The sequence below is a fragment of the Kitasatospora sp. MY 5-36 genome (genome assembly GCF_001182915.1).
Taxonomy (GTDB): domain Bacteria; phylum Actinomycetota; class Actinomycetes; order Streptomycetales; family Streptomycetaceae; genus Kitasatospora.
This window is the reverse complement of the sequence record NZ_LFVW01000769.1, coordinates 1-4,702: the sequence shown is the minus strand read 5'-3', so window position 1 is coordinate 4,702 and position 4,702 is coordinate 1. Positions and strand designations below refer to the sequence as shown.

Sequence of the window (4,702 nt, the reverse complement as noted above, 5' to 3'; positions counted from 1 at the left end):
CAGCACCGGGACGCCGCCGCCCAGGCCGCCCGGCTGCCCTCGGTGGCCTGGGAGGCCGCCCGGGAGTCGCTGGCCGCCGGGCACCCGGTGCTCATCCAGGTGCCCCGGCGCGGCTACGTGCCCAGGCTGGCCTGCGGGCGCTGCCGGACCCCCGCCCGCTGCCGGCGCTGCGAGGGGCCGCTGGAGGCGCCCTCGGCGGACGCCACGCTGTGCTGCGCCTGGTGCGGGGAGCCGGAGAACGACTGGCACTGCCCCGAGTGCGGGTCCTTCCGGCTGCGGGCCCAGGTGGTCGGGGCCCGGCGGACGGCGGAGGAGCTGGGCAAGGCGTTCCCGCGCATCCCGGTGCGGACCTCGGGCCGGGATGCGGTGCTGGCCACCGTGCCGGACGAACCCTCCCTGGTGATCTCCACGCCCGGCGCGGAACCGGTGGTCGAGGGCGGCGGCGGGTACGGGGCCGTACTGCTGCTGGACGGCTGGGCGCTGCTCGGCCGGCCGGACCTGCGGGCGGGGGAGGAGACGCTGCGGCTCTGGCTCACGGCGGCCGCGCTGGCGCGGCCCTCGACGGAGGGCGGGACGGTGGTCGTGGTCGCCGAGCCCACGGCCCGCCCGGTGCAGGCACTGGTCCGGTGGGACCCTTTGGGGCACGCCGGGCTGGAGCGGGACGAACGGGCGCAGCTGCACTTCCCGCCGGTGTCCCGGATGGCCTCGGTGAGCGGCAGCCCCTCGGCGGTCGCGGACCTGCTGAACCTGATCCGGCTGCCGGAGGAGGCGGACGTGCTCGGGCCGGTGCCGTCGCCGGCGCTGCGGGGGGAGGAGCAGGAGCGGGCGCTGCTGCGGGTGCCGCCCGGGCAGGGGGCCGCGCTGGCGGCGGCGCTCAAGGCGGCGCAGATCGCGCGGATCGCGCTGCGGACGGCGGAGCCGGTACGGGTGCGGGTGGACCCGACGGACATCGGCTGAGACGGACATCGGCTGAGGGCGGGGGTCGGGGGACTTCGGGGGCTCGCGGGTGGGTGCGTCGCGTCCGGGGGCTTGGGGACCGGTGGCCCGGCGGGGCGGGGTGAGTGGGCCACCCCGCCCCGGACGGCCCGGGTGCGTGGCTCGGTCAGCCGCGCAGCGGGATGCCGGGTCGGTCCGCCTGGGGGCGGTCGACGGGGGTGCTGCGGTCGGTCGTGGTGCGGTCGACGGGGGTGCGGTCGATCGTGGTGCGGTCGATGCCGGGGCGGTCCAGCGGGCCCCGGTCCAGCGCGCCCCGGTCCAGCGCGCCCCGGTCGATGCCGGTTCGGTCGATGCCGGCGCGGTCGATGGGCGTGCGGTCGATCGTGGTGCGGTCCATCGGCGTGCGGTCGATGCCAGCGCGGTCGATCGTGGCGCGCTCCAGGGCGCGACCGTCCAGGCCGCCCTGGCGGGCCGCCGGGACGGTCGTGGCCAGACCGGTGCGCTCGGTGCCCGTGGGCAGCTCCTCGGAGCGGTCCGGACGGGCCTGGCCCGGGACGGCGCCGCTCGCGGCGAGGAGTTCGCTGGTCGGCCGGCGCATCCCGTAGCGCCGGTGCACCGCCTGCTTGGTGACCCCGAGGGCGGAGCCCACCGAGTCCCAGGAGAACCCCAGCGCCCGGTCGAACTCGACCGCCGCCGCCACCAGGGTCTCCACGCTCTCCCGCAGCTCCTGTGCCAGGCGCACGGTCGGCGCCGGCGCCCGCCCGTACACCACGAAGCCGGCCGAGGTGCTCGGTCGGCGCGGACGGTAGACGTTGCCCAGTTGAGCGGTGAGCGTCCGCAGCGCGTCGACCTGCCGCCTCACCCGCTCGATGTCCCGCACCAGCAGGTGCAGGCTCGCCCGCGCCCGGGCGTCGTGGTTGATCTGCTCGGCCATGGCCTACGTGCCACCTTCCGTACGGTTCAGCTCGGCCGGGACGCGGTGTCCCGTGCGCCCGGCCCCGGTCAATCTCTCTTGACCAACGCCGAAGCGGGGGCCGGGGTAACGCGGCTCGGCACAGTCGGGGCGTGCCGGGCGGCGATCCGGTGCTGATCCGGCGCCGGTCTGGGCCCTGAGGCGGTGCCGGTCCGGTGCCGGTCCGGGCTCCGGGGAAGCCCTCGGCGGGCGGCCGCGCGGGTTGCATAGACTGGCGGGTGAACCAGCCGCCGACCGCAGCCCGCGCCCCTACGGACAGGAGCCCGTACCCCGTGGCGATCCAGCCGATCCGTCTCTTCGGAGACCCCGTCCTGCGGTCCACCGCCCAGCCGGTGACCACCTTCGACAAGGAACTGCGCAAGCTGGTCGGCGACCTCACCGACACCATGCTGGACGCCCCCGGCGCCGGCCTCGCCGCGCCGCAACTCGGCGTCTCGCTGCGGGTGTTCACGTACCACGTGGACGGCGTCACCGGGCACCTGATCAACCCGGACCTGTCGCTGAGCGAGGAGGAGCAGGACGGCCCCGAGGGCTGCCTGTCGCTGCCGGGCCTGCGCTACGACACCACGCGCGCGTACGGCGTGGTGGCCAAGGGCTTCAACATGTACGGCGATCCGGTGACGGTGGAGGGCACGCGGTTGCTCGCCCGGTGCATCCAGCACGAGACCGACCACCTGGACGGCATCATCTTCATCGACCGACTGGACCGCGAGCAGCGCAAGGCCGCGCTGAAGGCGATCCGGGAGGCGGACTGGGGCGCCGGGCCGGCCCCGGTGGTCAAGGTCTCGCCGCACAGCACCTTCGGGTCCGCCCGCTGAGTTCGGCCGGTTCCTTCGGTCCCGGCGGCCCTGGTGGTCTTCCCCGGTCGTTGTCGGTCTTCGTTGGTTTCTTGAACTTCCTTTTGCAGAAAGGCACTTGATGCGTCTCGTCTTCGCCGGCACCCCCGAGGTCGCCGTTCCCGCCCTGGACGCCCTGCTCGCCTCGGACCGGCACGAGGTCGTCGCCGTGGTCACCCGCCCCGACGCCCCGGCCGGGCGTGGGCGCAAGCTGGTCGCCAGCCCCGTCGCCCAGCGCGCCGAGGAGGCCGGGATCGAGGTCCTCAAGCCGGCGAAGCCCAGCGACCCGGACTTCGTCGCCCGGCTCATCGAACTCGCCCCCGACTGCTGCCCGGTGGTCGCCTACGGCGCGCTGCTGCGCCCCGGCACCGTGGAGATCCCCAAGCACGGCTGGGTCAACCTGCACTTCTCGCTGCTGCCCGCCTGGCGCGGCGCGGCCCCGGTCCAGCACGCGGTGCTGGCCGGCGACGAGGTCACCGGCGCGTCCACCTTCCTGATCGAGCAGGGCCTGGACTCCGGCCCGGTCTACGGCGTGATCACCGAGGAGATCCGCCCGACCGACACCAGCGGCGAGCTGCTCACCAGGCTCTCCCTCTCCGGTGCGCGGCTGCTCGCGGCCACCATGGACGGCATCGAGGACGGCTCCCTGCACGCCGTGCCGCAGCCCGCCGAGGGCGTCACGCTCGCGCCGAAGATCAGCGTCGAGGACGCGCGGATCGACTGGAGTCACCCCGCGCTGCGGATCGACCGGGTGGTGCGCGGCTGCGCGCCGGCGCCGGGGGCCTGGACGGAGTTCCGGGGTGAGCGGCTGAAGGTCACCGGGCCGGTCAGGCTGCTGCCGGACTCCACCGAGCTGGCGCCGGGAGAGGTCGCGATGGCGGGCAAGAACAGCGTCCGGGTCGGGACCGGCAGCCACGACATCGAGCTCGGGGAGGTGCGTCCGCAGGGGAAGAAGGAGATGCGGGCCGCCGACTGGGCCCGGGGCGCGCGCCTGGAGGCGGGGGAGCGCTTCGGGGGCTGACGCTCCGGTTTGGCGCTACTGTTCGTTTGAGATCGTCCGTGTTCGCTCGACTTCGTTGTCGTCCGATTGCGTTGTCGTCCGAGTTCGTTGCTAACCACCGTTCGTTGATAACCACCGCAGCACCTTGAGGCACCTGTGACCACCCCCAGCGCCAAGCGCGCCCCCCGCCCGCACCGCCGCCCGAAGAAGGACCCGGCCCGGATCGTCGCGTTCCGCGCGCTGCGTGCCGTCGACGAGCGCGACGCGTACGCCAACCTGATCCTGCCCTCGCTGCTCCGCGAGGCCGAGCAGAAGGGCATGGACCGGCGCGACGCCGCCCTCGCCACCGAACTGGTCTACGGCACCCTGCGCCTGCAGGGCACCTACGACGCGGTCATCGCCGCCTGCATCGACCGGCCGCTCAGCAAGGTCGACCCGCCGGTGCTGGACGTGCTCTCGCTCGGCGCCCACCAGCTGCTCACCACCCGCATCCCCAGCCACGCGGCCGTCTCGGCGACCGTCGAGCTGGCCCGGGTGGTGCTCGGCGACGGCAAGGCCAAGTTCGTCAACGCCGTGCTGCGCCGGATCAGCGCCCACGACCTGGACGCCTGGATCGAGAAGGTCGCCCCGCCGTACGACAAGGACGCCGAGGACCACCTGGCGGTCGTGCACTCGCACCCGCGCTGGGTGGTCTCCGCGCTCTGGGACTCGCTCGGCCGTTGGCAGCCGGACGCCTCCGGGCGCGCCGCGATGGAGGAGCTGCTGCGGGCCGACAACGAGCGGCCCGAGGTCACCCTGGTCGCCCGCCCCGGCCGGGCCACCGTCGACGAGCTGGCCGACGCGCTGCCCGAGGCCGAACCGGGCCGCTGGTCCCCGTTCGCCCTGCGGCTCGCCGAGGGCGGCGACCCGGGCGCCGTCGCGGCCGTGCAGGAGAACCGGGCGGGCGTGCAGGACGAG

Annotated in this window: 3 protein-coding genes and 2 pseudogenes; 4 read left to right on the top strand and 1 reads right to left on the bottom strand. The window is 75.0% G+C overall.

From position 1 onward, the window contains the following. Positions 1–957 (top strand): annotated as a pseudogene (locus AE652_RS35595) (primosome assembly protein PriA); the annotation flags it as partial. A 445-nt stretch (positions 958–1,402) separates the two neighbouring features. Here the strand turns inward: AE652_RS35595 and AE652_RS35590 are convergent. After that, positions 1,403–1,870: pseudogene (locus tag AE652_RS35590) on the bottom strand (hypothetical protein); the annotation flags it as partial. Between the two features lie 311 nt (positions 1,871–2,181). On the opposite strand from AE652_RS35590, the gene def reads away from it, so the two are divergent. The 3 genes from def to AE652_RS35575 form a co-directional block, all read left to right on the top strand. Next, positions 2,182–2,727, top strand: a complete 546-nt coding sequence (gene def, locus AE652_RS35585; RefSeq protein WP_049659138.1) for a peptide deformylase — start codon at positions 2,182–2,184, stop codon at positions 2,725–2,727. 100 nt (positions 2,728–2,827) lie between these two features. Next, the gene (gene fmt / locus AE652_RS35580) at positions 2,828–3,766 is read left to right on the top strand and encodes a methionyl-tRNA formyltransferase (RefSeq protein ID WP_049659137.1); all 939 of its coding nucleotides are present in this window, start codon (positions 2,828–2,830) and stop codon (positions 3,764–3,766) included. Positions 3,767–3,901: 135 nt separating this feature from the next. Further along, a partial coding sequence (locus tag AE652_RS35575; RefSeq protein WP_049659136.1) for a transcription antitermination factor NusB occupies positions 3,902–4,702 on the top strand: 801 nt, incomplete at its 3' end.

Coding starts and splice junctions, on each gene's coding strand:
- fmt (WP_049659137.1), top strand. CDS start 2,828: ATGCGTCTCGTCTTCGCCGGCACCCCCGAGGTCGCCGTTCCCGCCCTG.